Here is a 24,869-nt window from a genome sequence, read left to right on the forward strand (position 1 = left end):
GCGCATGTCCCGCATCACGGCCGGCATCGATGTCGGCGGCACATTCACCGACCTTCTGCTGCAGGATGCGGAAGGGCGCGTGCGACTGGCCAAGGTGCCGACCACCACGGCGAACCAGGCGGAGGGCGTGCTGGCGGCGATCGCGGCCGCAGGCAGTTCGCCGGCCGAGCTCGACCTCATCATCCACGGCACCACCGCCACCACCAATGCGGTGCTGGAGCGCAAGCTCGCCAAGGTTGGCCTGATCACCACCGCCGGCTTCCGTGACGTGCTGGAGCTTGGCCGTCGCACCCGCCCGAATCCCTATGGGCTGAAGGGCAGCTTCGAACCCCTGGTGCCACGCGAATGGCGCCGCGAGGTGGCGGAGCGCATTGATGCGTGCGGCCGCGTGGTGACGCCACTGGATGAAGTCGCGGTCGAGCGCGAGGTGCGTGCGCTGCTGGCGGAGGGCTGCGAGGCGCTGGTCGTGCATTTCCTGCACGCCTATGCCAATCCCGCGCATGAGCGCCGCGCAGGCGAGATCGCGCGCGCCCTCTGGCCGAACGACTACGTCACGCTGGGCCATGAGCTTCTCTCGGAATTCCGTGAATACGAGCGTGGCACCACCGCCGCGGTGAATGCGGCCGTGCAGCCGGTGCTGGATCGCTACATCACCCGCTTGCAGGCGCAGCTCGCCATGCAGGGCCACCGTCGCGAGCTGCTGGTGATGAACGGCAATGGCGGCACCGTGCCGGCGCGGCTGGTGGCGCGTGAAGCCGCGAAGACCGTGATGTCCGGCCCCGCCTCCGGCGTCATGGCCGCGGCGGCGACACTGGCCCAGAGCGGCCTGCGCAACGCCATCACCTATGACATGGGCGGCACCTCCACCGATGTCGCGCTGATCGCGGGTGGCGTGCCGGAGGTCTCCGCCGAATTGTCCATCGCCTATGGCCTGCCGATCCATCTGCCGATGGTGGATGTGCGCACGGTGGGCGCCGGCGGCGGCTCCATCGCCGGCATCGATCGCGCCGGGATGTTCCGCGTCGGCCCGGAAAGTGCGGGCAGTCTGCCGGGACCGATCTGTTTTGGGCGCGGTGGCACGCGACCCACCATCACGGATGCCAACCTGGTGCTCGGCCGGCTCGATCCGGCGCGGCTGCTGGCGGTGCGCGATGCGGTGCCGATGGAACAGCTGCGCGCGGCCTTTGCCGATCAGATCGGCACGCCGCTCGGCATGAGCGTGGAACAGGCGGCGGAGGCGACGCTGCGGCTGGCGAATGTGCATATGAGCGGCGCGATCCGCATGGTCTCGCTCTCACGCGGCCACGACCCGCGCGATTTCTGTCTGTTTGCCTTCGGCGGCGCCGGGCCACTGCATGCCGTGGCGCTGGCGCGGGAGATCGGCATCCCCATGGTGCTGGTGCCGGCGCGGCCCGGCCTGACCAATGCGCTGGGCTGCCTGGTCGCCGACCTCCGGCAGGATGCGGTGAATACGCTGAACCGCGGCCTGGACGACGTGACGGCCGAGGAGATCACGTCGACGCTGACTACGCAGCGCGACCGCGCGCTGGCGGTCGTCGCCGCCGACAGTGCCGAGATCGAGCGGACCGATGTGCTGCATGCCGCGGATATGCAGTTCCGCGGCCAGACGCATCTTATCCGCGTCGCCCTGCCGCGCATCGACATGACCCGCGCCGAGATCCAAGCCGCCTTCGAGGCTGCGTATTTTTCACGTTTTCAGGTGCAACTGCCCGAGATCCGCGCGGTGCTGGTGAACCTCACCACCACCGTAATCGGCCGCCGCCGCGCCTTCTCCCTCTCTGCCCTGCTCGACCCTGCCGAGCGCGTGGGTGAGGCGCGGCTCGGCGAGCGCGACCTCTATGCCGAGGGCGCCTGGCATCGCGCCGCGGTCTGGCAGCGGGAGAGGCTGGCGGAGGGCGCGCGCATCGCCGGCCCCGCCATCATCCAGCAGGCGGATGCCACCACGGTGCTGGAGCCGCGATCCGAGGCCGTGGTCGATGCCATCGGCAACCTGCGCATCACGGTGAAGCCATGATCGATGCCCTGACGCTCGCCGTGATCCAGGCCGGGTTGCAGCAGGTCTGCAACGAGATGGACATCACCTTCTCCCGCGCCGCCTTCTCGCCGGTGATTGCGGAGGCCGATGACCGCTCGGACGGCATCTATGCGGCGGAGGATGGCGCGCTCATCGCGCAGGGCGAGCTCGGCCTTCCGGTCTTCGTCGGCACCATGGCGCATTCGGCCGCGCATCTGGTGCGGCTGATCGGCGAGGGTGCGGTTGCGGCGCCGGAGCCGGGTGACATCTACATCGTCAACGACCCCTATCTCGGCGGCACGCATCTGATGGATGTGCGCTTCTGCCGGCCCTTCTTCGTGGATGGCGAGCTGTTCTGCTGGCTGCAGAACACCGGCCACTGGCCCGATATCGGCGGCATGGTGCCCGGTGGCTTCTCCGCGCATGCGACCGAGGTGGAACAGGAAGGCCTGCGCCTGCCGCCCGTAAAACTGTTCAAGAAGGGCGCGCTGGATCGGGAGATCCTGTCGATCATCCAGTCCAACATCCGCGTCGCGGACCAGCGCATCGGCGACATCAAGGCGCAGGCGGCGGCGCTGCTGGTGGGCGAGACGCGTCTGGCGGAGATGGTGACGCGCTATGGCCTGCCCACGCTGCGCGAGGCCATCGCCGGAATCCGCGCGCGCGCGGCGGAGCGCATGCTGGCGGAAATCCAACGCATTCCGGATGGCGTCTATACCTCTGAAACCTTCGTGGATTCGGATGGCGTGGTGGATGCGCCGCTGCGCATCGCGCTGACCGTCACGCGCCAGGGCGACGAGCTTGTCTTCGATCTTTCGGACTCCTCGCCGCCCTGCCAGGGGCCGATGAATTCCGTCTGGGCCACCACCTGTTCCGCCGTGTATCTGGCGATGAAGCACATCTTCCCGGATGTGCCGATCAATGCCGGCACCTTCGCACCGCTGCGCGTGATCCGGCCCGAGGGCACCTTCCTCGATGCGCGCTATCCGCGGCCCGTCTCCGGCTGCGCGGCGGAAGTCTCGCAGCGGATTGCGGAGGCGGTGTTCCTTGCGATCGCGCAGGCGCTGCCGGCGGAAGTCTGGGCCGCGCCCGCCGGCACCTCCGGCAATTTCGCCCTTGGTGGCTTCGATCCGGCGCGCAAGGCCGGCTATGTGATGTACCAGATCACCGGCGGCGGCTATGGCGGCACGGCGGAGGCGGACGGGCTGACCAATGGCTGCTCCACCATCGGCATCAGCAAGACCGCGCCGGTGGAGGTGATGGAACAGTACTACCCCGTCCTGTTCCGGCGTTTCGCGATCCATGAGGGTTCGGGTGGCGCCGGCGCGCAGCGCGGCGGCTTTGGCGTGCATTACGAGGTGGAGCTGCTGCGCGGCGAGGCCAAGGCCAGCTTCGTCATGGATCACGGCCGCTTCGGCCCGCCCGGCGTGCTCGGCGGCGGCGAGGGCGCGAAGAACGTCGTGAAGCTGCATCGCGGCGGCCAGACCACCATCCCGCTGCATCTGTCGAAGGACCAGGGGCTGCAGCTGCGCGCGGGCGACCGGGTGGAGGTGATGACGCCCGGCGGCGGCGGCTATGGCGACCCGCGCGCGCGCGATCCCGCGCTCGTCGCGCGGGATGTGCGGCGCGGCTATTATACGCCGGAGCAGGCAAAGGCAGTGTGGGGATGACGGCCTATCACCGCCCGACGAGGCTGGAGGATGCGCTGGCGATCCGCGCCGGCGCGGATGTGGCCGTGCTCGCCGGCGGCACGGACATCTTTCCCGCCCGCACCGCGCGTGCCGCCTGGGGCGATCCGACGCACAAGGACGTGCTGGATATCAGCGCCCTGCCCGGCCTGCGCGAGATCTCCGAAACCGACGAAGGCTGGCGCATCGGCTGCCTCGTCACCTGGTCCACGCTGATCGGGGCCGCGCTGCCGCCGCTTTTTGATGGGCTGAAGGCCGCGGCGCGGGAGGTAGGCGGCCGGCAGGTGCAGAATCGCGCGACGCTGGTAGGCAACATGGTTACCGCCTCGCCGGCCGGCGACGGCATTCCGATCCTGCTGGCGCTGGACGCGTCCGTGGAGATCATCAGCCGGCGTGGCGCACGCAGGGTGGCGGTGGCGGAATTCCTCACCGGCTATCGCACGACGGCCCTGGCGGCGGATGAGCTGGTTCTCGCGCTGCACGTGCCGCGGCTGCATGGCGGACAGGGTGGCTTCCGCAAGCTGGGCGCGCGGCATTACCTGGTGATCTCCATCGCCATGACAGCAGGCGTGATCGCGACCGATTCCGCAGGGCGCATCACAAGCGCCCGCATCGCGCTGGGCGCCTGTTCCGCCGTGGCGCAGCGGCTGCCGGCGCTGGAGGCGGCGCTGATCGGCGTGGCGCGTGCGCAGGCCACGCAGGTCGTGCAACCGCATCACCTGCAATCCATCTCCCCCATCGACGATATCCGCGCCAGCGCTGCCTATCGCCGTGACGCCGCGCTGGTGCTGCTGCGGGATCTGCTGGAGGCGCGCGCATGATCGACATCGCCTTCACTCTGAACGGCACACCCTGCACCGTCGCCGCGCCGCCCTTCGCGCCGCTCTCCGACACGCTGCGCGAAAGGCTCGGCCTGACCGGCACCAAGGAAGGCTGCAATGCCGGCGACTGCGGCGCCTGCACCGTCCTGGTAGATGGCGCCCAGGCCTGCGCCTGCCTCATCCCCTCGGCGCAGGCGCAGGGCGCAGAGGTGCAGACGGTGGAGGCGACGCAGGGCGAGGTTGGTGCCGTGCTGGCGCGTCTGCGCGCCGCCTTTCTCGCGCATGGCGCGGCGCAATGCGGCATCTGCTCGCCGGGCATGCTGATGGCCGCCACGGATCTGCTGCTGAGAAATGCGGCACCGGATCGCGCGGCGGTGCGCGATGCCTTGGGCGGTGTGCTGTGCCGCTGCACCGGCTATGCGAAGGTCCTGGATGCCGTGCTGGATGCGGCGCCGCAGGCTGCTCCCGCGCCAGAGGCGGGGAAGGCGGTCGGTGCCGGCATCGCGCGGCTGGATGGCGTGGCGAAGTTGGATGGCACGGATCGCTTCGGCGCGGATGAAGCGCCGGCTGATGCGCTCTGGCTGCGCGTGGTGCGATCCCCGCATGCCAGCGCGCGGTTCACTCTTGGTGACCTGGAAGCCGCACGACGCGAATGGCGGCTGGACGCCATCCTGACCGCCGACGATGTGCCTGGGCTGAACGCCTTCGGCATCATGCCAGCTCTGAAGGACCAGCCGGTACTGTCCGATGGGCTGGTGCGTTTCCGTGGCGAGGCGGTGCTGGGCCTGGTCGGCACGCGGGAGGCGGTGATGGCGGTGCGCGATTCCGCCCTGCCGATCACCTGGCACCCTCTGCCCGCGCTGCATGGTACGGCGGAGGCCAGCGCGGCGGAAGCGCCGCAGCTGCACGCGCATGCGCCCGGCAATCTGCTGATCGAGGGCAAGCTGAATCGCGGGACGCCGGCGCGTGACATCGCCAATGCAGAAGGCCGCTTCACCACCGCCTTCGTCGAACACGCCTATATCGAGCCCGAAGCCGGCTATGCGCAGCCCGCGCCGGATGGCCTCGGCATGGAGGTCTTTGCCTGCACCCAGGCGCCCTACATGGACCGCGAGGAGACCGCGCGCGTGCTGGGCGTGGCGGAAGAGCTCGTGCGAATCCGTCCCAGCGCCTGTGGCGGCGGTTTTGGTGGGAAGCTGGATGTCTCGGTGCAGCCGCTGCTCGCGGTGGCCGCGAGCAAGCTGAACCGGCCGATACGCATCGTCTATTCGCGCGCCGAAAGCATGGCGAGCACGACGAAGCGCCATCCCGCCAGCATCACCGCGCGCATGTCGGCCGATGCGGAAGGCCGCTTCACCAGCTACGAATTCGACGCAGATTTCAACACCGGCGCCTATGCCAGTTGGGGCGCGACGGTGGCCAATCGCGTGCCGGTGCATGCCGGCGGTCCCTATCGCATCCCGAACCTGCGCAACCGCGCGCGGGCCATCTATACCAACGACACGCCCGCCGGCGCCTTTCGCGGCTTTGGCGTACCGCAGGCGGCGATCGCCACCGAATCGCTGGTGGACGATCTGGCGGAACAGCTCGGCCTGGATCGCTGGGAGATCCGGCGCCGCAATGCCATCGGGCGCGGCGACACGACGCATAGCGGCCAGGTGCTGCATGCCTCCGCTGGCCTGCCAGAATGCCTGGATGCGCTGAAGCCGGAGTGGGAGGCGATGCTGGCGCGCGTCGCCGCGCACAATGCCACGTCGCCGCGCGAAAGGCTCGGCGCGGGCATCGCCTGCATGTGGTACGGCTGCGGCAATACCAGCATGTCCAACCCTTCGCGCATGAAGCTGACGCTTTCGCGCGACGGCACGCTGACGCTGTTCAACGGCGCGGTGGATATCGGCCAGGGCAGCACGACGGTCATGGCGCAGATCTGCGCCGATGCGCTGGGGCTGCCGCTGCAGAACTTCCGATTCGTGCTGGGCGATACGTCGCGCACCTATGACGCCGGCAAGACCAGCGCCTCGCGCCAGACTTTCGTCAGTGGCCGCGCCGCGATGGAGACGGGGCTGGCGCTGCGGCGGCGCATCCTGGCGCTGGCCAATGCGGGCGAGGATGCGGTGCTGGCGCTCGAGGGCACGCAGCTGCGCGTCGGGGCTGCGCGCGTGATCGACCTCGCCACGCTCGACGCCGACCTGGAAGCCGAAGGCCGTTACGATCCGCCGACCACGGCGCTCGACGAGAACGGCCAGGGCACGCCCTATGCCACCTACGGCTTTGCCGCGCAGATCGCGCTCGTCTCCGTGGACACTGCGCTCGGCGTCACCAGGGTGAAGCGCATCGTCGCGGCGCAGGATGTGGGGCGCGCGGTGAATCCCACGCTCGTGCTCGGCCAGATCCATGGCGGCATCGCCCAGGGTCTCGGCCTCGCGCTGATGGAGGAATTCATACCCGGCCGCACCGAGAACCTGCACGACTACCTGATCCCCACCGCAGGCGACGTGCCGGAGATCGCGGTGCATCTGATCGAGGATCCGGAACCCGAAGGCCCCTACGGCGCGAAAGGTGTAGGCGAGCCCGCGCTGGTGCCGACGGCGCCGGCCATCCTCTCCGCCATCCGCCACGCCACCGGCGTCACCATGCGCCAGGTGCCGGTGCTGCCGCACCGGCTGTGGGAGCAGATGCGATGAGCGACCATGGCAGCCTCGCCGCACGATCCCAGAAGTTCGGCGCGCCGGAGGGCGACCAGGGCATCGTGCGCTGCGATGCCTGCCCGGTGCTGTGCCGCATCCGCCCCGGCCGCAGCGGCGCCTGTTCGCGCTACGCCAATGAGAATGGCCAGCTGGTGCGCACCGATCCGGCGGTGACGCTGGCGCGCGCGGTGGAATCGGGCGGCCCCGTCGTCGCCTTCGCGGAGGGCGCCTGGGACGGCCAGCTGCTCGATCCGTCGCGCGCCTTCGTCACCGGCATCGGCGCCGGCACCACCTATCCGGACTACAAGCCCGCCCCCTTCATCGTCGGCGCCAGCCATGCGGGGGTGGATACCGTCACCATCGTGACGGAGGGAATCTTCAGCTATTGCGGCGTGAAGGTGAAGATCGACACGGATCGGCACCTGGGCGCGGAGGCCGCCGCCGTGCGCGCGAATGGCGAACAGGTGGGCCATGTCACCACGGCCGAATATGGCAGCCAGATGCTCTCCCTCGGCGGCGTACGGCACCTCACCGGTGGCAGCAAGAAGGAAGGCACCACCACCTGCGACACGCTGCTGAAGCTGTGCGCGGGCGAGGCGGTGGGCCTCACCATCGATGGCGGCCATGCGGTGCGCGTGCAGGCCGGCCAGGCGCCGGTGGTGGATGGCAAGCCGGAGGTGCGCATGCGCGTCGGCTGCGGCAGCGCCACCATCGGCATCTTCGCCCAGCAGTGGCTTGGGCAGGTGGATGAGGTCATCGTGGTGGATGACCACATCACCGGCCTGCTTTCGGAACACCAGGCGGGCAAGGTGCTGGGCATGAAGCCCACCGGCATCCGGCTGCGCGGACGGCGCTCCACCCCCGGGCGCTATTTCCAGGTGGCGAATCCGGGCCTCGGCTGGGGCGGGACGGATATCAGCGATCCGCTGGCGATCATCGAGAGCATCGACCCAAAGATCGCCTGGCCCGGCCTGCGCCTGCTGCTGACCTCCACCACCGGCGAGGACGCGCTGTGGTGCGTGCTGGATGACACGCTGCGCCCCATCCCCGGCCCCATGCCTGACGGCGTTGCCAAGGTGGTGGAGCGCATCGGCGAGAATTGCGAACCCTCGCTCTGCACCGTCATCTTCATGGCCGGCGCCGGCGGATCGCTGCGCGCGGGCGTCACGGAGAATCCGGTGCTGCTGACGCGCAGCGTGGCCTCCGGCGAAACGCGCGTCACCATGGGCGGCGCGCCCGTCTATCTCTGGCCCGGCGGCGGCATCACCGTCATGGCCGATGTGCTGCGCCTGCCGAAGAACGCCTTCGGCTATGTGCCGACGCCGGCTTTGGTCGCGCCCATCGAATTCACGCTGCCGCGCGCGCTGTACGAACGCCTCGGCGGGCATATGTCCGAGATCGTGCCGGTGCAGGATCTGCTGCGGAATCTCGGCCCGTCGCTGCGCATCGAGGACTGGCAGGCGGGCAATCCCTGGCCCTTCGCCGGCTGACATGCCGCAGGTGCAGCGCCTGACGCAGGACCGGCTGCATCTGCAGCATGGCCCGATCGACGTGGTGCTGCGCGCCTGGGGTCCGCCTGCTTCCGTCGCCGCGGCGGAGGCGGCCGCGGTGGCGCGCTTCCAGAGCGTGCTGCCCGAGCTCGTCGCCGAATTGCCGCTGTTGCGCCGCGCCGCGGACCCCGCCGTGCGGCCGCAGGGCGACATTGCCAGGACCATGCATGCCGCCTGCCTGCCCCATGCCGCGCGCGGCTTTTTCGTCACGCCCATGGCGGCGGTCGCCGGCGCTGTGGCGGATGCGCTGCTGGCGGCGATGCGCGCCGCGGCGCCGGATCTCGCCCGCGCCTTCGTCAATGACGGCGGCGATATCGCCGTGCTGCCCGGCGACGGCCTTGATATCGGCCTGGCGATGGATCCGCGCGGCGGCTTCGACGGCGCGCTGCATTTGCGCGCGGCCGATGGCATCGGCGGCATCGCCACCTCCGGCCGGCACGGCCGGTCCTTCTCCCTCGGCATCGCCGATGCCGTCACGGTGCTGGCGCGCGATGCGGCTGCGGCGGATGTGGCAGCGACGCTGATCGCCAATGCGGTGGATGTGCAAAGCTCCGCCATCACCCGCCGCCCCGCCGCCACGCTCGATCCGGACAGCGATCTGGGCGAGCGTCTGGTGACGATGGCGGTCGGCGCGCTGACCGCGGCCGAGATCGAGGCCGCACTTCACGCCGGCGCCACCTTCGCCGAATCCTGCTGCCAGGCCGGGCTGATCCGCGCCGCCGCGCTGCGCCTCGGCGGCCAGTTCCGCCTCGTCGGCACCCCCTTCCTCTCGCTGAAGGCCCCAAGCCCATGACCCAGACGCTGGACATCCGGAAGACCGTGCTCTGCGTGGAGGAGATCCACCATGATGGCGGCCCGCGCCTCGCCACCCCGCTGCTGAAGGGCTGGTGCGCCGTGATCCTGCGCAACCCCTTCGCCGGGCGGCACGAGCCTGAGCTGATGTGGATGATGGAGGCGATGAAGCCGATCGGGCTGATGGTGGCCCAAAGGCTGCTGGCGGGCCTCGGCGGCGATCCCGCGCGGATCGAGGCCTATGGCAAGGGCGGCCTGGTCGGCTCGGCCGGGGAGCTGGAGCACGGCGCGCTGTGGCATGTGGCGGGCGGCTATGCCATGCGCGGCCTGCTTGGCCAGGCGCTGTCCATCGTGCCGTCGATGACCAAGGTGGGGCCGATGGGCGCGGTGCTGGACCTGCCCATCCACCATCGCAACGCCGCCTATGTGCGCAGCCATTTCGACGGCATCACCGCGACGGTGCCGGATGCGCCGCGGCCGGAGGAGATTCTTTTCGCGCTCGCCATGACCACCGGCGGCCGCCCGCATGCCCGGGTCGGCGGGCTGACGCAGGATGCGATCAGCGCCTGGGACGGTCAGCGCTGATCCGCGAGCTTTGGCGCGCCGCCGCGATCCTGCCGCGGCGACCGGCCGAAGCGGGCGCCATAGGCGCGGGAGAAATGCGCGGCGCTAACGAAGCCGCAGGCCATCGCCACCTCCAGCACCGAAAGCGCCGTCTGCTGCAGCAGGCGGCGCGCATGGTCCAGCCGCAGGCCCAGGTAGTGCGCGCCGATGGTGCGGCCCAGATGGCTGCGGAACAGCCGTTCCAGCTGCCGGACGGAGATGCCGGCCTGCTCCGCCAGGACCTCGCGCGAGAGCGGCGTCTCAATGGCGCGTTCCATCTGCGCCAGCGCCGCCAGCAGGTTGGGATGGCCGATGTCGTAGCGTTCCCGCAGGCTCATCCTTTGCGGTTCGTCGCCGGCGCGCGGGCGGGTATGCAGGAACCATTCGGCCACGGCGCGCGCCAGCGGGCGGCCATGCGCGGCCTCGATCAGTGCCACCATCATGTCCAGCGCCGCGGTGCCGCCGGAGGAGGTGCAGCGGTCGCGATCCACCTCGAACAGCGAGCGGGTCAGGGTCAGGTTGGGGAAGCGCTCGGCCATCGCCGGGATGTATTCCCAATGCGCCGTGCAGCGGTGCCCGGCCAGCAGCCCGGCCCGCGCCAGGATATAGGGTCCGCCCGAAACGCCGCCGATGCGGATGCCGCGCGCCGCTTCCGCCCGCAGCCAGGCCAGCGTCGCCGGATCCTCGAATTCAGCCGGATTGCCGCCGGCGCAGACGAAAAGCGCATCGACCTGCGCCGGCGCGCCGGTGCCCTGGTCCGCCACGATCGACACGCCGTTGGAGGCGCGCACCGGCTTGCCGTCCGGCGAGATATGAATCCACTGGTACAATATCACGCCCGCCAGGTCATTGGCGGCGCGGAAAGGCTCCACGGCGCAGGCATAGGCCAGCATCGCGAAGTCCGGCACCAGGACGAAGCCGATGCGTTGCGGCGCCGCCTCCAGCCGCGCGGCCCCGATCGCCAGACCGTCGCGCCGGATCGGCCCGCGGGGGTCAGGCGGTCCGGAGGTCGGGAAGCGCGTGGTCGGCGAGGTTGTCATCGGGACACGCGATGGTGGCGCCAGGACCTTTCGCTGTCCACCGGCGGCTGCGCGGCCTATGCCAGGGAACCAAGCCTGGTTCGTTCCGTTCACGTGATTGCGTTGCCAAGGGCCGGGCCTTCCCGGCTCATCCCGTCCCCGAGGAGTTCGCCATGCGCATCAGCGCCGGCTGCCAGATCACCTACGACTGCCCGCAGCCGACCCCGATGCTGCTGATGATCAGCCCGCATCCCTCTCGTACCCCGGACCTGATCGGCCCGCACCAGGTCACGTTCGACCCGCCCATCCCCGCGCACCACTACCGGGACGGCTTCGGCAATACCTGCACGCGCATCGTCGCCCCGCCCGGCCGGCTGGTCATCGGCACGAAGCTGCTGGTGCAGGATAGCGGCCGCCCGGACCCGCTGCTGCCCTATGCGCGCCAGCACAAGGTGGAGGACCTGCCGGACGAGGCGCTGGTCTACCTGCTGGGCAGCCGCTACTGCGACACGGACAAGCTGGCCGATTTCGCCTGGGCGCAGTTCGGCCAGGGGCCGGAAGGCTGGGCGCGGGTGCAGGCCATCTGCGACTATGCACACAACCACATCACCTTCGACTATCAGCGGGCCAGCGCGACCCGCAGCGCGCATGATGCGCATCGCGAACAGGTCGGCGTCTGCCGGGATTTCGCGCATCTGGCCGTCACGCTGTGCCGCTGCGTCAATATCCCGGCGCGCTACTGCACCGGCTATCTGGGCGATATCGGCATGCCGCCGCCCTATGGGCCGATGGATTTCGCCGCCTGGTTCGAGGTGTATCTCGACGGCGCCTGGCACACCTTCGACGCGCGCAACAACACGCCGCGCATCGGCCGCATCCTTATGGCGCGCGGGCGGGATGCGACGGATGTCGCCATCACCACCACCTTCGGGCCCTGCACCCTCTCCGGCTTCCAGGTCTTTACGGACGAGGCGCCGGCTTGAGCGACCCGCCGGCCGTCACCGCGGTGAACGCGGCCGGCGCCTCGCCGCTGGTGCTGGTCTGCGAACACGCCAGCAACCACATTCCGGCACGCCACGCCGCGCTGGGCCTGCCGCCCGCGGAATTGCAGCGCCACATCGCCTGGGACATCGGCGCGGCGGCGCTGGCGCGGCGGCTGTCCGCGCTGCTGGATGCGCCGCTGTTCCTCTCGGGCTATTCCCGCCTGCTGATCTACTGCAACCGCCCGCTGGGCGTGCCCAGCAGCATCCCGCTGCGCAGCGAGACGACGGATATCCCGGGCAATCACGACCTGACGCCGGCCGAGGTGGCGCAGCGGCAGGACGAATATTTCTGGCCCTTCCAGGACCGCATCTCGCGCTTCCTGGATGCGCGGCCGACCCGCTTCCTGCTCGGCGTGCACAGCTTCACCCCGGTCTTCCAGGGCGTGCCGCGCCCGTGGCAGGCCGGGTTACTGTATGGCGAGGCCACCGGCTTCGGCGCCGCGCTGATCGCCGCGCTGCGCGAGGACCCGGCCCTGACGGTGGGCGACAACGAGCCCTACCGGATCGATCTGGCGGAGGACTACACGGTGCCGGTGCATGGCGATGCCCGGGACATCCCGGCCGCGTTGATCGAGGTGCGGCAGGACCTGCTGGCCGATGATCCCGGGATCGAGGCCTGGGCCCAGCGCCTGGCGGGGGTGCTTTCCACCGCCATCGCCTGAGCCCACCCATGCGGAAGCCTGGCAGCCGCCCCTTCCCGGCCGCATGGCTGCCAGGCTTGGGGATATCGTAAGCGCGCTTGCCCTCATCATCCTCTATTGCCTGGGGATGACATGGAAGCGCCCGACCGCAATCTCGGCTTCCTGCTGCACGACACCGCCCGGATGCTGCGCAAGGGCTTCGAGCAGAATGCGCGGCATCTCGGCCTGACCCGCGCCCAGTGGCAGGTGATGGCCACGCTCGCCCGCAACGAAGGGCTGTACCAGGGCGCGCTGGCGGAGCTGTTGGAGCTCGAGCCGATCACCCTGGTCCGCATCCTGGACCGGTTGCAGGCCAATGGGCTGATCGAGCGCCGCCTTAACCCAACGACCGCCGCCTGCGCGTGCTGCATCTGACGGAAACGGCGCACCCCAAGCTGATGATGTTCGTGGCCCTGGCCGCCGTGCCGATGCTGCTGTTGTTGCGGCGCGCCCGGCCGAAGCCGGGCGCCGCCGCGGAAGCCATTATCGACTAGGCGCGGACCAGCCTGCCGGGACGCGCGCCCGTCTCCTGCCCGCGCTCCATGATCGGCTGGCCGGAGACCAGGGTCATGTCGTAACCCTCCACGCGCTGCACCAGGCGGCGGCCGCCGGCGGGCAGGTCGTAGATCATCTCCGGGTGGTGCAGGCGCAGCGCCTCGAAGTCGATGACGTTCACATCCGCCTTCTTGCCCACCTGCAGCCGGCCGCGATCGGTCATGCCGAAGAAATCCGCCGTCTCGCTGGTCTGCCGCTTCACCGCGAATTCCAGCGGCACGCGGTCGCCGCGCGCGCGGTCGCGCACCCAATGCGTCAGCATGAAGCTGGGCATGGAGGCATCGCAGATGACGCCGCAATGCGCGCCGCCATCCGAAAGCCCGTTCACCGTATGCGGGCGCAGCATCATGTCATGCACGACCGACAGATCGCCGCCGACATAGTTCACCACGGGGAAGTACAGCATCCGCCCGCCATCATCCGCCGTCAGGTAGTCATAGCAGAAGGCGGCCGGGTCCTGCCCGGCCTTGGCGGCCAGGGCGGCGATGGAACGCTCCGGCGGCGGCTCGTAATCCGGCGGATCGCCGAGGGCGAACATATTGTCCCAGCGCGTCGCGATCTGACGCGACAGCGGCGGCACCACATGCAGCAGCCGCTCCGAGGCTTCCTCCGCCAGGATCTTTGCCCGGGTTGCCGGCTCCCGGAGCTTTGCCAGCTGTTCCTTCGGCGGCAGCGCGGCCAGTTCGTGAAAGCCTTCGCGCAGGGCAAAGGGATTCAGCGAGGTGGTCAGGCCGAGGATCAGGCCCACGGGGCGGCAGGCCACCTGCGCGGACAGCGGCAGGCCATCGGCGCGCGCCGCATCCACATTGCTCATCAGCCGGCGCCAGCGCTGCGGGTCGTAGTTGCGGTCCGTCAGCAGGAACCACACGGGACGGCCCGAAATCGTCGAAAGCTCCCGCATCCAGCGGAAGTCGGCGGCCTCGTCCTCGAAGTCGGACAGCATGCCAAAGGTGCCGCGGCCGGCGCGGCCCATGGCGCGGCCGATGGCCAGCAGTTCCTTCTCCTCCGCATAGCGGCCGGGCACCAGGTCGCCCGTCGGCGTCTTGTGCTGGTCGGTGCGGGAGGTGGTGAAGCCGAAGGCGCCGGCGCGGAGCGCATGCTCCGTCAGTGTCGCCATCTCCTCCATATCCTCGGCCGTGGCGGCCTGGCGGTTCAGCCCGCGCTCGCCCATCACATAGACGCGCAGCGGGTGATGCGCGATCTGCGCGCCAATATCGATGGTGCGCGGCATGCTGCCCAGCACGTCGAGATATTCGGGGAAGCTCTCCCAGTTCCACTTCAGCCCCTCGGTCAGGGTGATGCCGGGAATATCCTCCACCCCTTCCATCAAATCGATCAGGGCCTTGTGGTCGCGCTTGCGCACCGGGGCGAAGCCCACGCCGCAATTGCCGAAAAGCACGGTGGTGGCGCCGTGCCAGACGGAAGGCGCCAGCACCGGGTCCCAGGTGGCCTGGCCGTCGTAATGCGTGTGCACATCGACCCAGCCCGGCGTCACCAGACGGCCTTCCGCCGGCACGTCCCGCTTCGCCGGCCCCGCCTTGCCGCCCACCTGGGTGATGCGGTCGCCATCGATCGCCACGTCGCCGGTGAAGGCGGGCTGGCCGGTGCCGTCCACGATGGTGCCGCCCCGGATGACCAAATCGTGCATGCGAACCCCCTCAACCTGGCGTGCCCCGGAAGAGCACTTGCATCCCAGTCTTGAAATCTCTGCCGGAAGCGGTGTCAATGTGCGCGGGGCGAACGAGGGACCATTTTTCCATGAGCATCGAACGGCGCGACCTTCTGCTGGGCACCGCGGCACTCGCGGCCGGATCATCGCTCGGCGCACCCGCCGTGCTGGCGCAGCGCGGCGGCCGCACCCTGCTGCTGGCCGCCCCCGGCGCACCGGAGGGCTTCGACGGCGATGCGCTGCGGCCCGGCACGCAGGAGACGGTGGTGCAGGTCTATGAGGGCCTGACCCGCTACGGCCGCACGGAGCGCGACGGCCGCCCCTACCTCAACCCCGACGTCATCGAGGGCCATCTGGCGGAAAGCTGGACCAATTCGCCGGACGGCAAGAGCTGGGTCTTCAAGCTGCGGCAAGGCGTGAAAAGCTTCTACGGCAACGAGCTGACGGCCACGGATGTGGAGTGGAGCTGGGCCAAATCCTTCGCGCAGCGCCGCACCGGCAATTTCATCGCCAGCGTCTCCAACGTCACCGCCGTGAAGGCGAAGTCGCGCTACGAGGTGGAGTTCACCCTCTCCGCCCCCAGCCTGATCCTGCTCTCCGCGCTGACGCTCTATGTGCCCGGCATCTACGACAGCACCGAGGTGAAGAAGCACGCCACCGCCGAGGACCCCTGGGGGCTAAAGTGGATGGAGACCAATACGGCGGGCTTCGGCGCCTATCACCTCGAATCGGTGCGTTCGGGCGAGCAGGCGGTCTTCGTCGCCAATCCGAGCTATTTCCGCGAACAGCCGCATTTCAACCGGGTGATCTTCCGCGCCGTGCCCTCCGCGGCGTCCCGCATCACCCTGCTGCGCAGCGGCCAGGTGCAGTGGATCCACAGGCCGCTGCTGCAGCAGGTGGCGGAGCTGCGCGCCGATCGCCGCGTGAAGACGCAGGACAGCTTCGGCCGCACCATCTCCTCGCTGCGCATGAACCTGCGCTTCCCGCCCTTCGACAACAAGCTGGTGCGGCAGGCCTTCAACTATGCGGTGGACAAGCAGGCGCTGATCCAGGGCGTGTTCTTCGGCCTGGCCGAGCAGGCACGCTCCATCATCCCGCCCATCGTCGCCAGCTACGACCCCAGCGCCTTCAAATACGACCACAACCCGGACCGGGCGAAGGCGCTGCTGGCGCAGGCGAATTTCGACTTCAACCAGGATGTAGAGATCCTCTACAGCCAGATCTTCAACTGGGAGGAGGCGCTGTCCATCCAGGTGGCCTCGCAGCTGCAATCCATCGGCGTGAAGGCGCGCGCCGTGCGGATCAGCGACAGCGACATGCGCGCACGCGGCGCCCCGGCGCGGCAGGACATGCCCTTCTTCGCCTTCGAGGACGGGCCCATCGTGCTGGACCCGGTCTATACCACCTACCTGCTGGCGCATTCCCAGGGCGTGTCCAACCGCGCCCGCTTCGCCGATCCGCGCATGGACGCCTTGATCGACGAGGCGCGCACCAGCCTCGACGTGCCGCGGCGGAACGAGCTGATGCGCCAGGCCCAGGCGCTGTGGATGGAGGAGGCGCCCTGGATCGCCACCGTCTACCCGAGCGTCTGGGAGGCGATGGCGCCCAATATCTCTGGCTGGTGCCCGCATCCGGACGATCATGAACGCTGGTACGACCTGAAGGTGGGCTGATGTCCGGGCTGCTCGCCCGGCGCATCGCGCTGGTGGTGCCGCTGCTGGCAGTGATCCTGCTGTTCACCTTCCTGCTGGTGCGGCTCAGCGGCAGCGACCCGGTGGGGCTGCTCGCCGGCCCCACCGCGACGACGGAGGAAATCGCGCTGGTCCGCGCCTCGCTCGCGCTCGACCAGCCCATCTGGGTGCAGTTCGGCGTCTATTTCGGCAAGGTGCTGCAGGGCGATCTCGGCCAGAGCTGGCTGAGCAACCGCCCCGTGCTGGCCGAGATCCTGGACCGTGCGCCGGCGACGATCGAGCTGATGTTCTGGGGCGTGCTGATCGGCGCCGGCCTCGGCATTCCCGCCGGGCTGCGCGCCGCCTTCCGACCGGATGGCAGCTTCGACCAGGTCACGCGCTTCCTGTCCCTGCTGGGCTTTTCCGTGCCGACCTACTGGCTCGGCCTGATCATGCTGTTCGTCTTCTTCTACCTGCTCGGCTGGGCGCCGCCGGGGATGGGCCGCATCGACCTGTTCCTGACGCCACCGGATCGCATCACCGGCAGCTACCTGATCGATGGGCTGCTGGCCGCGGATTGGGAGGCGGCGGGCTCCGCCTTCAGCCAGCTGGTGCTGCCGGTGCTGTGTGTCGCCATCATCTCCGCCGCGCCGATCATCAAGCAGACGCGGGCCATCGCGCTGGAGGTGCTGGCCTCCGACTATATCCGGTATGCCCGCGCCCAGGGCCTGCCGCATGGGCAGATCCGCGCCATGGCACTGCGCAACAGCGCCACGCCGGTCGTCACCTTCATCGGCACAGAGATCACCGGCCTGGTCGGCACCACCTCGCTCATCGAATATGTCTTCGCCTGGGGCGGGCTTGGGCAATACGGCCTGTCCGCGATCATCGCCGGGGATTTCGCCGTGGTGCAGGGCTATGTGCTGGTGCTGGCGCTATTCTCCGTGCTCGTCTTCCTCGCGGTGGATGTCTTCGTCATGCTGACCGAGCCGCGCGCGGGGGCGGCACCATGAGCACGACCGTCGCCCCCACCCCGCGCTGGGCCCTGCGCATCGCGGGCATCACGCGGCGGAGCCCGACGCTGGCGATCGGCGCCACCATCCTGCTGGTGTTTGCGCTGGTCGCGATCCTGGCACCCTGGATCGCGCCCTTCGACCCGATCCAGGCGCAGCCGCGCAACGTGCTGGCGCCGCCGGGCGGGGCGCATCCCTTCGGTACGGATGGCAATGGGATGGATGTGCTGTCCCGCGTCATCGCCGGCGCCGGCTGGGCCTTTGGCATCGCCATCCCGGCCGTGCTGGTGGGGCTGCTCGCTGGCGTCCCGCTTGGCCTCTACACCGGCTATCGCGGCGGCTGGCCGGACGAGATCATGATGCGCGGCTTCGATGCGCTGCGCGTCTTCCCCTCCATCATCCTGGCGCTGGCCGTGGTCGCTGCCGCCGGCCCCTCGCTGCTGAACGTGGTGCTGGTGATCGGCTTTCTCGACAGCCCGGTTTTTGCACGCGTAGTCCGAGCGGAAGTGATCGCGCTGCGCGGCTCCACCTTCGTGGAATCCGCCGTCGCCGCCGGCAATCCCACCTGGCGCATCCTCTTCGTGCATATCCTGCCCAATGCCATCCAGGGCGCCATGGCGCAGACCGCGGTGCGCGCGGCCTGGGCGGTGCGCATCTCCGCGACGCTCGCCTTCCTTGGCGTCGGCATCCAGCCGCCCACGCCGGAATGGGGGGCGATGATCCGCCAGGGCGCGGAGTATCTCGTCACCGGCCAATGGTGGGTCGGTGTCTTCCCGGGCATCGCGCTGATCCTGATGGTGCTGGGGCTGAACATGCTGGGCGATGGAATGCAGGACATGCTCGACCCGCGCCGGAAGGCGGCCACGCGGTGACATTGCTTTCGGTCGAAGACCTGCACACCCACTTCATCTCGCGCGACCTGGACAACCAGATCCGCGTCGCGCGCGCGCTGAACGGCGTGTCCTTCACGCTGGAGGCCGGCCGTATCCTGGGCCTGGTGGGGGAGACCGGCGCGGGCAAGTCGCTGACCGCCACATCGCTCATGGGGCTGCTGCGCCCGCCGGCGCGCGTCGTGGGCGGGCGTGCGCTGTTCGAGGGCCAGGACCTGCTGGCGATGCCCGAGGCACAGGTGAACGCCCTGCGCGGCCGCGACATCTCCCTGGTGGTGCAGAGCCCGAAATCCTCGCTGGACCCGCTGACCCGCATCGGCGACCAACTCATCCGCATCCATCGCGCGCATCGCAAGGTGAGCGAGGCCGCGGCGCGGGACCGCGCGGTGGAGATGCTGGCCTCGCTCGGCATCCCGGACCCGGCGCGCCGCATGGCCGCGTGGCCGTATGAGCTCTCGGGCGGCATGGCGCAGCGCGTGCTGATCGCGCTCGCTTTGATGAACGCACCGCGCCTGCTGATCGCGGACGAGCCGACCACGGGCCTTGATGTGACGGTGCAGGCGCAGATCCTGGACCTGCTGCGCGACCTGGTGCGGCGGACGGGGATCGGCGCGATGATCATCACCCACGACCTCGGCGTGGTCGCGCATTACTGCGACGAGATGGCGGTGATGTATGCCGGCGCCATCGTGGAGAGCGGCCCCGTGCGCGAGGTCTTTGGTCAGCCTTCCCATCCCTACACGGCGAACCTGATTGGCGCGACCCCGGAACGCCTGCGCCTCGGCGGGCCGCGCACGGTGGGTGGCCCGCCACCGAACCTGTTCCGCCTGCCGGAGGGCTGCGCCTATCGCGACCGCTGCCCGCAGGCCGGGCCGGACTGCGCGCAGACGCCGCCGGATGTCGCGCTCGGCGCCGGCCATATCGCGCGCTGCCATCGGGTGGCCGCATGACGCCCATTCTCCAGGTCGAGAACCTGCAAAAGCATTTCCCGGCGCAGGGCGGCCGCACCGTGCATGCGGTGAATGGCGTCTCCTTCAGCATCAATCCCGGCGAGACGCTGGGCGTGGTCGGCGAAAGCGGCTCCGGAAAATCCACCATCGGCCGCGCCGTCATCCGCCTGTTGAAGCCGACCGCCGGCCGCATCCGCTTCCAGGGCCGCGACATCACCACCCTGCCCGAATCTGCCTGCCGCCCGCTGCGCGCCGAGATGCAGATGGTGTTCCAGGACCCCTGGAGCGCGCTGAACCCGCGCATTCGCATCGGCGAGCTGATCGCGGAGCCGCTGCTGCTGCACACAAAACTCTCGCGCAGCGAACGCCGCGACCGCGCGGAGCAACTGGCCCGCCGCGTGCGCCTGACCACGGAGCTGCTGACGCGCTACCCCTCCGAGCTCTCGGGCGGCCAGCTGCAGCGCGTCTGCATCGCCCGCGCCATCGCCACGCAGCCAAAACTGATCGTGCTGGACGAACCGACCAGCTCGCTCGACCTCTCGGTGCGCGCCGGCATCCTGGAATTGCTGGCGGAGCTGAAGGCGGAAACGGGCGTGGCGATGATGTTCATCAGCCACGACCTCGGCACGGTGAAGCTGATCAGCGACCGCATCATGGTGCTCTATCTCGGCGGCGTCGTGGAATATGCGCCGGCGGCCAAGGTCTTCGCCGATCCCGCGCATCCCTATTCCCAGGCGCTGATCTCCGCGCATCTGCCGGCGGACCCCGAGGCGGTGCTGCGGCGGCATGTGCTGGAAGGCGAGATCCCCTCCCCCATCGCCCTGCCGCCCGGCTGCCACTTTGCCAGCCGCTGCCCCGTGGCCGTGCCGGACTGCCGCGCCACGGCGCCGGAACTGCGCGCTGTCCACGGCGACACGGCGCACCAGGCCGCCTGCCTGCGCATCGCCGAAGGCGCCAATCGCATCCCGGAGGTCGCCGATGGATGAGCTGAAGCAGGAGGTTCTCGCCGCCTTCCACATCCTCGACAGCCAAGGGCAGAATGCCGGCATCGCCGGCCACCTCACCGCCCGCGTGCCTGGCGGCGACAGCTTCTGGTGCCACGGCTATGGCCAGGGATTCGAGGAAGTGCGCGCGGCCGACCTTCACCAGGCCGACATGGCGCTACGCGTGCTCTCGGGCCCCGGCCGCATCAACCCCTCGCTGGTCATCCACACCGGCCTCTATGCCGCGCGGCCCGATATCGGCTGCGTCATCCACACCCACAGCCCGAGCGCGGTGATGCTGACCGCCACGGGCAGCGATCTGCTGCCCCTGTTCCAATCCGCCCTGATGTTCGCGGGCGATTGCGCGACGCACACCGAATACGAGGGCATCATCGACACGGAGGAGACCGGCCGCCAGCTCGCCGCCGCCCTCGGCCCGCGCCGCGCCCTGCTGCTGGCCAATCACGGCACGCTGGTGGTCGGCCGCAATGTGCGAGAGGCGGTGCACTGCGCCATCATGCTGGACGAGGCCTGCCGCATCCAGCTCGGCGCCATGGCCGCCGCCTGTGGCCGCCCGCTGCGCCGGGTGGAGGGGGCGACGGCGGCGGAGGCGAAGCGCTTCCTGCTATCCGACAAGGTGCTGGCACTGCGCTGGAACCACTATCTGCACCGCGTCCTGGCCGCCCGCCCCTGGCTGGCGGAGGAGCTGGCGAAGCTGTAGCGGCCCCGACATCAAAGCTTCACATGACGGCACCGCCCCGCCGCGTCATGTGACGCGCGACATGCCCGCATCGCCGCCCGCCACGCGCAGCACGGCGCCCCTCATCTCGCCGGAAACCCCGCTTCCGGCGCAGCTTCTGCTGGACCAGGTGACGAAGGACAGCGGCGGGCGAAGGCTGCTGGAGCGCGTCAGCCTGCGCCTCGCGCCCGGCGAGGTGCTTGGCCTGCTCGGCCCCTCCGGCAGCGGCAAGTCCACGCTGCTGCGCGCCATCGCCGGCCTCGATCCACCGAGCAGCGGCCGCATCCTGCTGCAGGGGCGGGAGATCACGGCGCCCGATCCGCAGATTTCGGTGATGCTCGACGCCGCCGCCGCCAGCCGCCTGACCACGGCCGAAGTCCTCGGCCAGGTGCTGCGCGGCCGGCTCTGGCCGCGGCCGCGGCGGGCGCAGCGCGTGGCGGAGTTGCTGCAGCTTTTCGCGCTGACGTCGCAGGCCACGCTGCCCGTGGCGCGCCTGTCCGGCGGGGAGCGCCAGCGCCTGACCCTCGCCCGCGCCGTGGCGCCGGAGCCGGAGCTGCTGCTGCTGGACGAACCGCTTTCGGCCCAAAGCCCCGCGCTGCGGGCGGCGCTGCGGCAGGAACTGCGGGCGATGCAGCGTCGCCTCGGCAGCACGATGGTGCTGGCGACCCAGGACCAGGCAGAGGCGCTGCTGCTGGCCGATCGTATCCTGGTGCTGGACCAGGGGCGCGTCGCGCAGCTCGGCACGCCGGAGGCGATTTATCGCCATCCCGCCACCGCCTTCGTCGCCGGATTCATCGGCCATGGCAGCCTTTTCGCCGCGACGGTGGATGCGCCGCCCGGCACGCTGCGCGCCGGCGGCCTGGCGCTGCCGAGCCTGGCGGCGCGCGGCCTAATCTACGGCACGCCGGTGCAGGCTTTCATGCGGCCGGAGGATATCGTGCTCGGCCCCGCCGCGTCGGCGATGGAAGGGCATTTCGCCGCGCGCGTGCTGCAGCAGGAATTCCGCGGCCCGGTGCAGCGCCTGACGCTGCAGGCCGGCCATCTCCGCCTGCTGGCCGATGCGCATGTCGATGCCGCGCCGGCGATGGAGGAAGTGCTGCTGGCCGCCATCCCGGCAGACCGGCTGCTGGTCTTCCCCCTGCCGGAGTGACGCCTCAGCGCGGCACGCGGCCTTCCAGCGGATATTGCGGATCGTTGTAGCCGGGTGTGGAGGGATGGCCGGCCGCGACCAGCCCATCCACCAGCGCCTCATCCTCCGCCGTGAAGGCGTAGTCCAGCGCGCCCATATAGTCGGCCCAATGCGCCTCCGTCCGCGGGCCGACCACGGCGCCGGTGACCAGGCGATTGTGCAGCACCCAGGCCAGCGCGAATTGTCCCGCCGAGATGCCGCGCTCCGCCGCGCGCGCGGCCAGTTCGGCGGCGATGCGCAGGCTTTCCGGGCGCCACTCCGTCTCCATCATGCGCTTGTCCTGCCGCGCGGCGCGCGTGCCTTCGGGCGGCGGCGCATCCGGCTTGTACTTGCCGGTCAGCACGCCGCGCGCCAGCGGGGAATAGGGGAAGACACCGAGGCCGAGATGCGCGCAGGCGGGGATGTGCTCCACCTCCACCATCCGGTTCAGCGCATTGTAGAGCGGCTGGCTGACCACCGGCCGGTCGATGCCCGCCAGGTCGCAGAGCCGGCAGATTTCCGCCACGCGCCAGGCGCGGTGGTTCGAGACGCCGAAGTGCCGGATTTTTCCGGCCCGCACCAGGTCGGCCATTGCGTTCACGGCCTCCGCCAGCGGCGTCGCGTGATCCTCCTTGTGCCAGTAGAGGATATCGATGCAGTCGGTGCCGAGCCGCTTCAGCGAGGCCTCGACCGCCAGCATGATGTGCAGTCGCGACAGGCCGCCGCCATTCGGGCCGGGCGTCACCGGATTGGCCAGCTTCGTGGCCAGCACCCACCAGGCGCGATCGGCGGCGATGGCGCGGCCCACCACCTCCTCCGACGCGCCGGCATTGTAGCCATTCGCCGTGTCGATGAAGTTGATGCCCTGGCTGCGCGCCGTGTCGATGATGCGGCGGCTGGTCGGCTCATCCGTCGCGCCGCCGAACATCATGGCGCCGAGGCAGAGCGGTGAAACGCGCAGGCCGCTGCGGCCCAGGTTGCGATACTTCATCTGGCGTTGTCCTCACCCGGGATTATGCAAATTCTCCCGTAGTGTAGACCCGGCATAGGCGGTGCGGAACAGGCCGCGGCGCTGCAACTCCGGCACCACCATGGTGCCGAATTCCTCGAAGCTCGTGGGCCAGGTGGTCGGCGGCAGGATGAAGCCGTCGCAGGCGCCGGAGCGGAACCAGTCCTCCATGATATCGGCGATCATCGCCGGCGTGCCGGCCGTCAGGTCGCGCGGGCGGCGCACCGCTTCCGCAAAGCTGATGCCCTTGGCCTTGGCCACCTGCATCATGCGGTCGCGATGGCCCTGCACACCCTGGTTGCCGCCCTGGCCCTCGATCGCCTCCGGCGTCTCCAGCAGGCTGAGATCGGCGGCGACGGCCCAGGAGCTGGCGGCCAGCACCAGCTCCGGATCGGCGAGGGAGGCATAGAGCTCCGCCTTTTCCTTCGCAATCGCCTCCGTCTCCCCGATCACCAGTTGCAGCGTGGGCAGCACGGCGCATTCATCGGGGTTGCGACCGATGGCTTCCATGCGCGCGCGGATGTCGCTGCGATAGGCGATGGCCGCCTGCTTCGTGGCGGGCGAGCAGAAGATCATCTCCGCCCAGCGCGCCGCGAAGCGACGCCCGCGCTCCGACGATCCCGCCTGCATGATGACCGGCCGCCCCTGCGGGCTGCGCGGGATGGAAAGCGGGCCGCGTGAGGAGACGTGCTGGCCGACGTAGTTGGCGTAACGGATCTTCGTCGCATCGGCGAAGACGCCGCTGGCCTTGTCCAGCACCAGCGCATCCGCATCCCAGCCATCCCAGAGCGCGCAGCAGGCCTCCAGGATCTCATCCGCACGGTCGTAGCGCGTTTCCTTCGGCGGCAGGGATTCGGGGCCGCAATTCTGCGCCTCGAACTCCCGCGCCGTGGTCACCACGTTCCAGGCGACGCGGCCCTTGCTGAGCAGGTCGAGCGAGCCCAGCGCGCGGGCCAGGTTGTAGGGATTGTGGAAGGTGGTGGACAGTGTGGCGCCGAGGCCGAGATGCTTGGTGACCCGCGCCATCAACGGCAGCACCACCATCGGGTCCAGCATGCTGGTCTGCCCGCCGCGCCCGGCGTAATCGGCGAAGTGGTTCTTGTAGTTGTCGGGCAGGCCGAGCCCATCGGCGAAGAAGCAGGCGTCGAAGCAGGCGGCTTCCAGCACGCGGGCGATGTGCTCGTAGCGCGAGGGTTCGAACAGGTCGTGCAGCGTCGCGGTGGGGTGGCGCCAGCTGCCGGGATAGCTGGCACTTGGCCCGGTCTTCATATAGGCGACCAGGTGCATCTTCTTCATAGGCGCGGC

At 69.9% G+C, this 24,869-nt stretch carries 22 protein-coding genes; 18 read left to right on the forward strand and 4 right to left on the reverse strand.

What is annotated here, in order from left to right; genetic code table 11:
* Positions 1-4: 4 nt before the first annotated feature.
* Genes J3S20_RS16000 through J3S20_RS16030 form a run of 7 tightly spaced genes read left to right on the forward strand, consistent with a single transcriptional unit; the run spans position 5 to position 10,158 of the window.
* Positions 5-2,035 (forward strand): hydantoinase/oxoprolinase family protein, encoded by a 2,031-nt coding sequence (locus J3S20_RS16000; protein WP_216837484.1) that lies wholly within the window; start codon positions 5-7, stop codon positions 2,033-2,035.
* Positions 2,032-3,705: a hydantoinase B/oxoprolinase family protein gene (locus tag J3S20_RS16005; protein ID WP_216837485.1), complete on the forward strand. Its 1,674-nt coding sequence runs from the start codon at positions 2,032-2,034 to the stop codon at positions 3,703-3,705. Before J3S20_RS16000 ends, J3S20_RS16005 begins: the two co-directional genes overlap by 4 nt.
* Positions 3,702-4,544 (forward strand): FAD binding domain-containing protein, encoded by an 843-nt coding sequence (locus tag J3S20_RS16010; RefSeq protein WP_216837486.1) that lies wholly within the window; start codon positions 3,702-3,704, stop codon positions 4,542-4,544. The genes J3S20_RS16005 and J3S20_RS16010 overlap by 4 nt, the downstream gene beginning before the upstream one ends.
* Complete coding sequence (locus tag J3S20_RS16015) at positions 4,541-7,228, forward strand: molybdopterin-dependent oxidoreductase (protein ID WP_216837487.1); 2,688 nt, start codon at positions 4,541-4,543, stop codon at positions 7,226-7,228. The genes J3S20_RS16010 and J3S20_RS16015 overlap by 4 nt, the downstream gene beginning before the upstream one ends.
* Positions 7,225-8,721, forward strand: a complete 1,497-nt coding sequence (locus tag J3S20_RS16020) for a 6-hydroxynicotinate reductase (protein ID WP_246602857.1) — start codon at positions 7,225-7,227, stop codon at positions 8,719-8,721. The genes J3S20_RS16015 and J3S20_RS16020 overlap by 4 nt, the downstream gene beginning before the upstream one ends.
* Before the next feature lies 1 nt (position 8,722).
* Positions 8,723-9,574 carry a UPF0280 family protein gene (locus tag J3S20_RS16025; protein ID WP_216837488.1) on the forward strand — a complete coding sequence of 284 codons (852 nt, stop codon included), beginning with the start codon at positions 8,723-8,725 and terminating at the stop codon, positions 9,572-9,574.
* Positions 9,571-10,158: an amino acid synthesis family protein gene (locus tag J3S20_RS16030; protein WP_216837489.1), complete on the forward strand. Its 588-nt coding sequence runs from the start codon at positions 9,571-9,573 to the stop codon at positions 10,156-10,158. Before J3S20_RS16025 ends, J3S20_RS16030 begins: the two co-directional genes overlap by 4 nt.
* Here the strand turns inward: J3S20_RS16030 and J3S20_RS16035 are convergent.
* A complete protein-coding gene (locus tag J3S20_RS16035) occupies positions 10,149-11,216 on the reverse strand; it encodes a GlxA family transcriptional regulator (protein WP_216837490.1) in 1,068 nt (355 codons plus the stop codon). The two genes, J3S20_RS16030 and J3S20_RS16035, sit on opposite strands and share 10 nt — an antisense overlap.
* 152 nt (positions 11,217-11,368) lie before the next feature.
* Between J3S20_RS16035 and J3S20_RS16040 the strand changes: the two genes are divergently transcribed.
* The 4 genes from J3S20_RS16040 (at position 11,369) to J3S20_RS30870 (ending at position 13,412) form a co-directional block, all read left to right on the forward strand.
* A complete protein-coding gene (locus J3S20_RS16040; protein WP_216837491.1) occupies positions 11,369-12,178 on the forward strand; it encodes a transglutaminase-like domain-containing protein in 810 nt (269 codons plus the stop codon).
* The gene (locus tag J3S20_RS16045) at positions 12,175-12,900 is read left to right on the forward strand and encodes an N-formylglutamate amidohydrolase (RefSeq protein WP_216837492.1); all 726 of its coding nucleotides are present in this window, start codon (positions 12,175-12,177) and stop codon (positions 12,898-12,900) included. Before J3S20_RS16040 ends, J3S20_RS16045 begins: the two co-directional genes overlap by 4 nt.
* A 111-nt stretch (positions 12,901-13,011) precedes the next feature.
* Entirely contained in the window at positions 13,012-13,293 is a 282-nt protein-coding gene (locus tag J3S20_RS16050; protein WP_246602866.1) for a MarR family winged helix-turn-helix transcriptional regulator, read from the forward strand.
* Complete coding sequence (locus J3S20_RS30870) at positions 13,281-13,412, forward strand: hypothetical protein (RefSeq protein ID WP_281419543.1); 132 nt, start codon at positions 13,281-13,283, stop codon at positions 13,410-13,412. Before J3S20_RS16050 ends, J3S20_RS30870 begins: the two co-directional genes overlap by 13 nt.
* On the opposite strand, the gene J3S20_RS16055 is transcribed toward J3S20_RS30870, so the two are convergent.
* Positions 13,409-15,121, reverse strand: coding sequence for an N-acyl-D-amino-acid deacylase family protein (locus tag J3S20_RS16055; protein ID WP_216837493.1), 1,713 nt, complete (start codon positions 15,119-15,121; stop codon positions 13,409-13,411). The genes J3S20_RS30870 and J3S20_RS16055 overlap by 4 nt on opposite strands.
* Positions 15,122-15,231: 110 nt before the next feature.
* On the opposite strand from J3S20_RS16055, the gene J3S20_RS16060 reads away from it, so the two are divergent.
* From J3S20_RS16060 to J3S20_RS16090, 7 genes are all read left to right on the forward strand, one after another.
* The gene (locus J3S20_RS16060; RefSeq protein ID WP_216837494.1) at positions 15,232-16,815 is read left to right on the forward strand and encodes an ABC transporter substrate-binding protein; all 1,584 of its coding nucleotides are present in this window, start codon (positions 15,232-15,234) and stop codon (positions 16,813-16,815) included.
* A complete protein-coding gene (locus tag J3S20_RS16065; protein WP_216837495.1) occupies positions 16,815-17,825 on the forward strand; it encodes an ABC transporter permease in 1,011 nt (336 codons plus the stop codon). Before J3S20_RS16060 ends, J3S20_RS16065 begins: the two co-directional genes overlap by 1 nt.
* Positions 17,822-18,697, forward strand: coding sequence for an ABC transporter permease (locus J3S20_RS16070; protein ID WP_216837496.1), 876 nt, complete (start codon positions 17,822-17,824; stop codon positions 18,695-18,697). Before J3S20_RS16065 ends, J3S20_RS16070 begins: the two co-directional genes overlap by 4 nt.
* Positions 18,694-19,665 carry an ABC transporter ATP-binding protein gene (locus J3S20_RS16075; RefSeq protein ID WP_216837497.1) on the forward strand — a complete coding sequence of 324 codons (972 nt, stop codon included), beginning with the start codon at positions 18,694-18,696 and terminating at the stop codon, positions 19,663-19,665. The genes J3S20_RS16070 and J3S20_RS16075 overlap by 4 nt, the downstream gene beginning before the upstream one ends.
* The gene (locus tag J3S20_RS16080) at positions 19,662-20,651 is read left to right on the forward strand and encodes an ABC transporter ATP-binding protein (RefSeq protein WP_216837498.1); all 990 of its coding nucleotides are present in this window, start codon (positions 19,662-19,664) and stop codon (positions 20,649-20,651) included. The genes J3S20_RS16075 and J3S20_RS16080 overlap by 4 nt, the downstream gene beginning before the upstream one ends.
* A complete protein-coding gene (locus tag J3S20_RS16085; RefSeq protein ID WP_216837499.1) occupies positions 20,644-21,369 on the forward strand; it encodes a class II aldolase/adducin family protein in 726 nt (241 codons plus the stop codon). The genes J3S20_RS16080 and J3S20_RS16085 overlap by 8 nt, the downstream gene beginning before the upstream one ends.
* Before the next feature lie 61 nt (positions 21,370-21,430).
* The gene (locus J3S20_RS16090) at positions 21,431-22,537 is read left to right on the forward strand and encodes an ABC transporter ATP-binding protein (RefSeq protein ID WP_216837500.1); all 1,107 of its coding nucleotides are present in this window, start codon (positions 21,431-21,433) and stop codon (positions 22,535-22,537) included.
* Positions 22,538-22,541: 4 nt separating this feature from the next.
* Here J3S20_RS16090 and J3S20_RS16095 read toward each other — a convergent pair whose 3' ends face one another.
* Together J3S20_RS16095 and J3S20_RS16100 are read right to left on the reverse strand one after the other, a co-directional pair.
* Positions 22,542-23,546: an aldo/keto reductase gene (locus tag J3S20_RS16095; RefSeq protein WP_216837501.1), complete on the reverse strand. Its 1,005-nt coding sequence runs from the start codon at positions 23,544-23,546 to the stop codon at positions 22,542-22,544.
* 12 nt (positions 23,547-23,558) lie between these two features.
* A complete protein-coding gene (locus tag J3S20_RS16100) occupies positions 23,559-24,860 on the reverse strand; it encodes an NtaA/DmoA family FMN-dependent monooxygenase (protein WP_246602867.1) in 1,302 nt (433 codons plus the stop codon).
* Positions 24,861-24,869 lie beyond the last annotated feature (9 nt).

The sequence above is a fragment of the Falsiroseomonas tokyonensis genome, from assembly GCF_019024325.1.
In the GTDB taxonomy this organism is placed as follows: domain Bacteria; phylum Pseudomonadota; class Alphaproteobacteria; order Acetobacterales; family Acetobacteraceae; genus Falsiroseomonas; species Falsiroseomonas tokyonensis.

Excerpts from the sequence above, each read along its gene's own strand:
- J3S20_RS16000 (WP_216837484.1), top strand. The coding sequence starts at position 5 with ATGTCCCGCATCACGGCCGGCATCGATGTCGGCGGCACATTCACCGAC.
- J3S20_RS16090 (WP_216837500.1), top strand. The coding sequence starts at position 21,431 with ATGCCCGCATCGCCGCCCGCCACGCGCAGCACGGCGCCCCTCATCTCG.
- J3S20_RS16030 (WP_216837489.1), top strand. The coding sequence starts at position 9,571 with ATGACCCAGACGCTGGACATCCGGAAGACCGTGCTCTGCGTGGAGGAG.
- J3S20_RS16070 (WP_216837496.1), top strand. The coding sequence starts at position 17,822 with ATGAGCACGACCGTCGCCCCCACCCCGCGCTGGGCCCTGCGCATCGCG.
- J3S20_RS16010 (WP_216837486.1), top strand. The coding sequence starts at position 3,702 with ATGACGGCCTATCACCGCCCGACGAGGCTGGAGGATGCGCTGGCGATC.
- J3S20_RS16005 (WP_216837485.1), top strand. The coding sequence starts at position 2,032 with ATGATCGATGCCCTGACGCTCGCCGTGATCCAGGCCGGGTTGCAGCAG.
- J3S20_RS16080 (WP_216837498.1), top strand. The coding sequence starts at position 19,662 with ATGACGCCCATTCTCCAGGTCGAGAACCTGCAAAAGCATTTCCCGGCG.
- J3S20_RS16015 (WP_216837487.1), top strand. The coding sequence starts at position 4,541 with ATGATCGACATCGCCTTCACTCTGAACGGCACACCCTGCACCGTCGCC.
- J3S20_RS16050 (WP_246602866.1), top strand. The coding sequence starts at position 13,012 with ATGGAAGCGCCCGACCGCAATCTCGGCTTCCTGCTGCACGACACCGCC.
- J3S20_RS16020 (WP_246602857.1), top strand. The coding sequence starts at position 7,225 with ATGAGCGACCATGGCAGCCTCGCCGCACGATCCCAGAAGTTCGGCGCG.
- J3S20_RS16065 (WP_216837495.1), top strand. The coding sequence starts at position 16,815 with ATGTCCGGGCTGCTCGCCCGGCGCATCGCGCTGGTGGTGCCGCTGCTG.
- J3S20_RS16035 (WP_216837490.1), bottom strand. The coding sequence starts at position 11,216 with ATGACAACCTCGCCGACCACGCGCTTCCCGACCTCCGGACCGCCTGAC.
- J3S20_RS16060 (WP_216837494.1), top strand. The coding sequence starts at position 15,232 with ATGAGCATCGAACGGCGCGACCTTCTGCTGGGCACCGCGGCACTCGCG.
- J3S20_RS16040 (WP_216837491.1), top strand. The coding sequence starts at position 11,369 with ATGCGCATCAGCGCCGGCTGCCAGATCACCTACGACTGCCCGCAGCCG.
- J3S20_RS16025 (WP_216837488.1), top strand. The coding sequence starts at position 8,723 with ATGCCGCAGGTGCAGCGCCTGACGCAGGACCGGCTGCATCTGCAGCAT.
- J3S20_RS16100 (WP_246602867.1), bottom strand. The coding sequence starts at position 24,860 with ATGAAGAAGATGCACCTGGTCGCCTATATGAAGACCGGGCCAAGTGCC.
- J3S20_RS16095 (WP_216837501.1), bottom strand. The coding sequence starts at position 23,546 with ATGAAGTATCGCAACCTGGGCCGCAGCGGCCTGCGCGTTTCACCGCTC.
- J3S20_RS16085 (WP_216837499.1), top strand. The coding sequence starts at position 20,644 with ATGGATGAGCTGAAGCAGGAGGTTCTCGCCGCCTTCCACATCCTCGAC.
- J3S20_RS16055 (WP_216837493.1), bottom strand. The coding sequence starts at position 15,121 with ATGCACGATTTGGTCATCCGGGGCGGCACCATCGTGGACGGCACCGGC.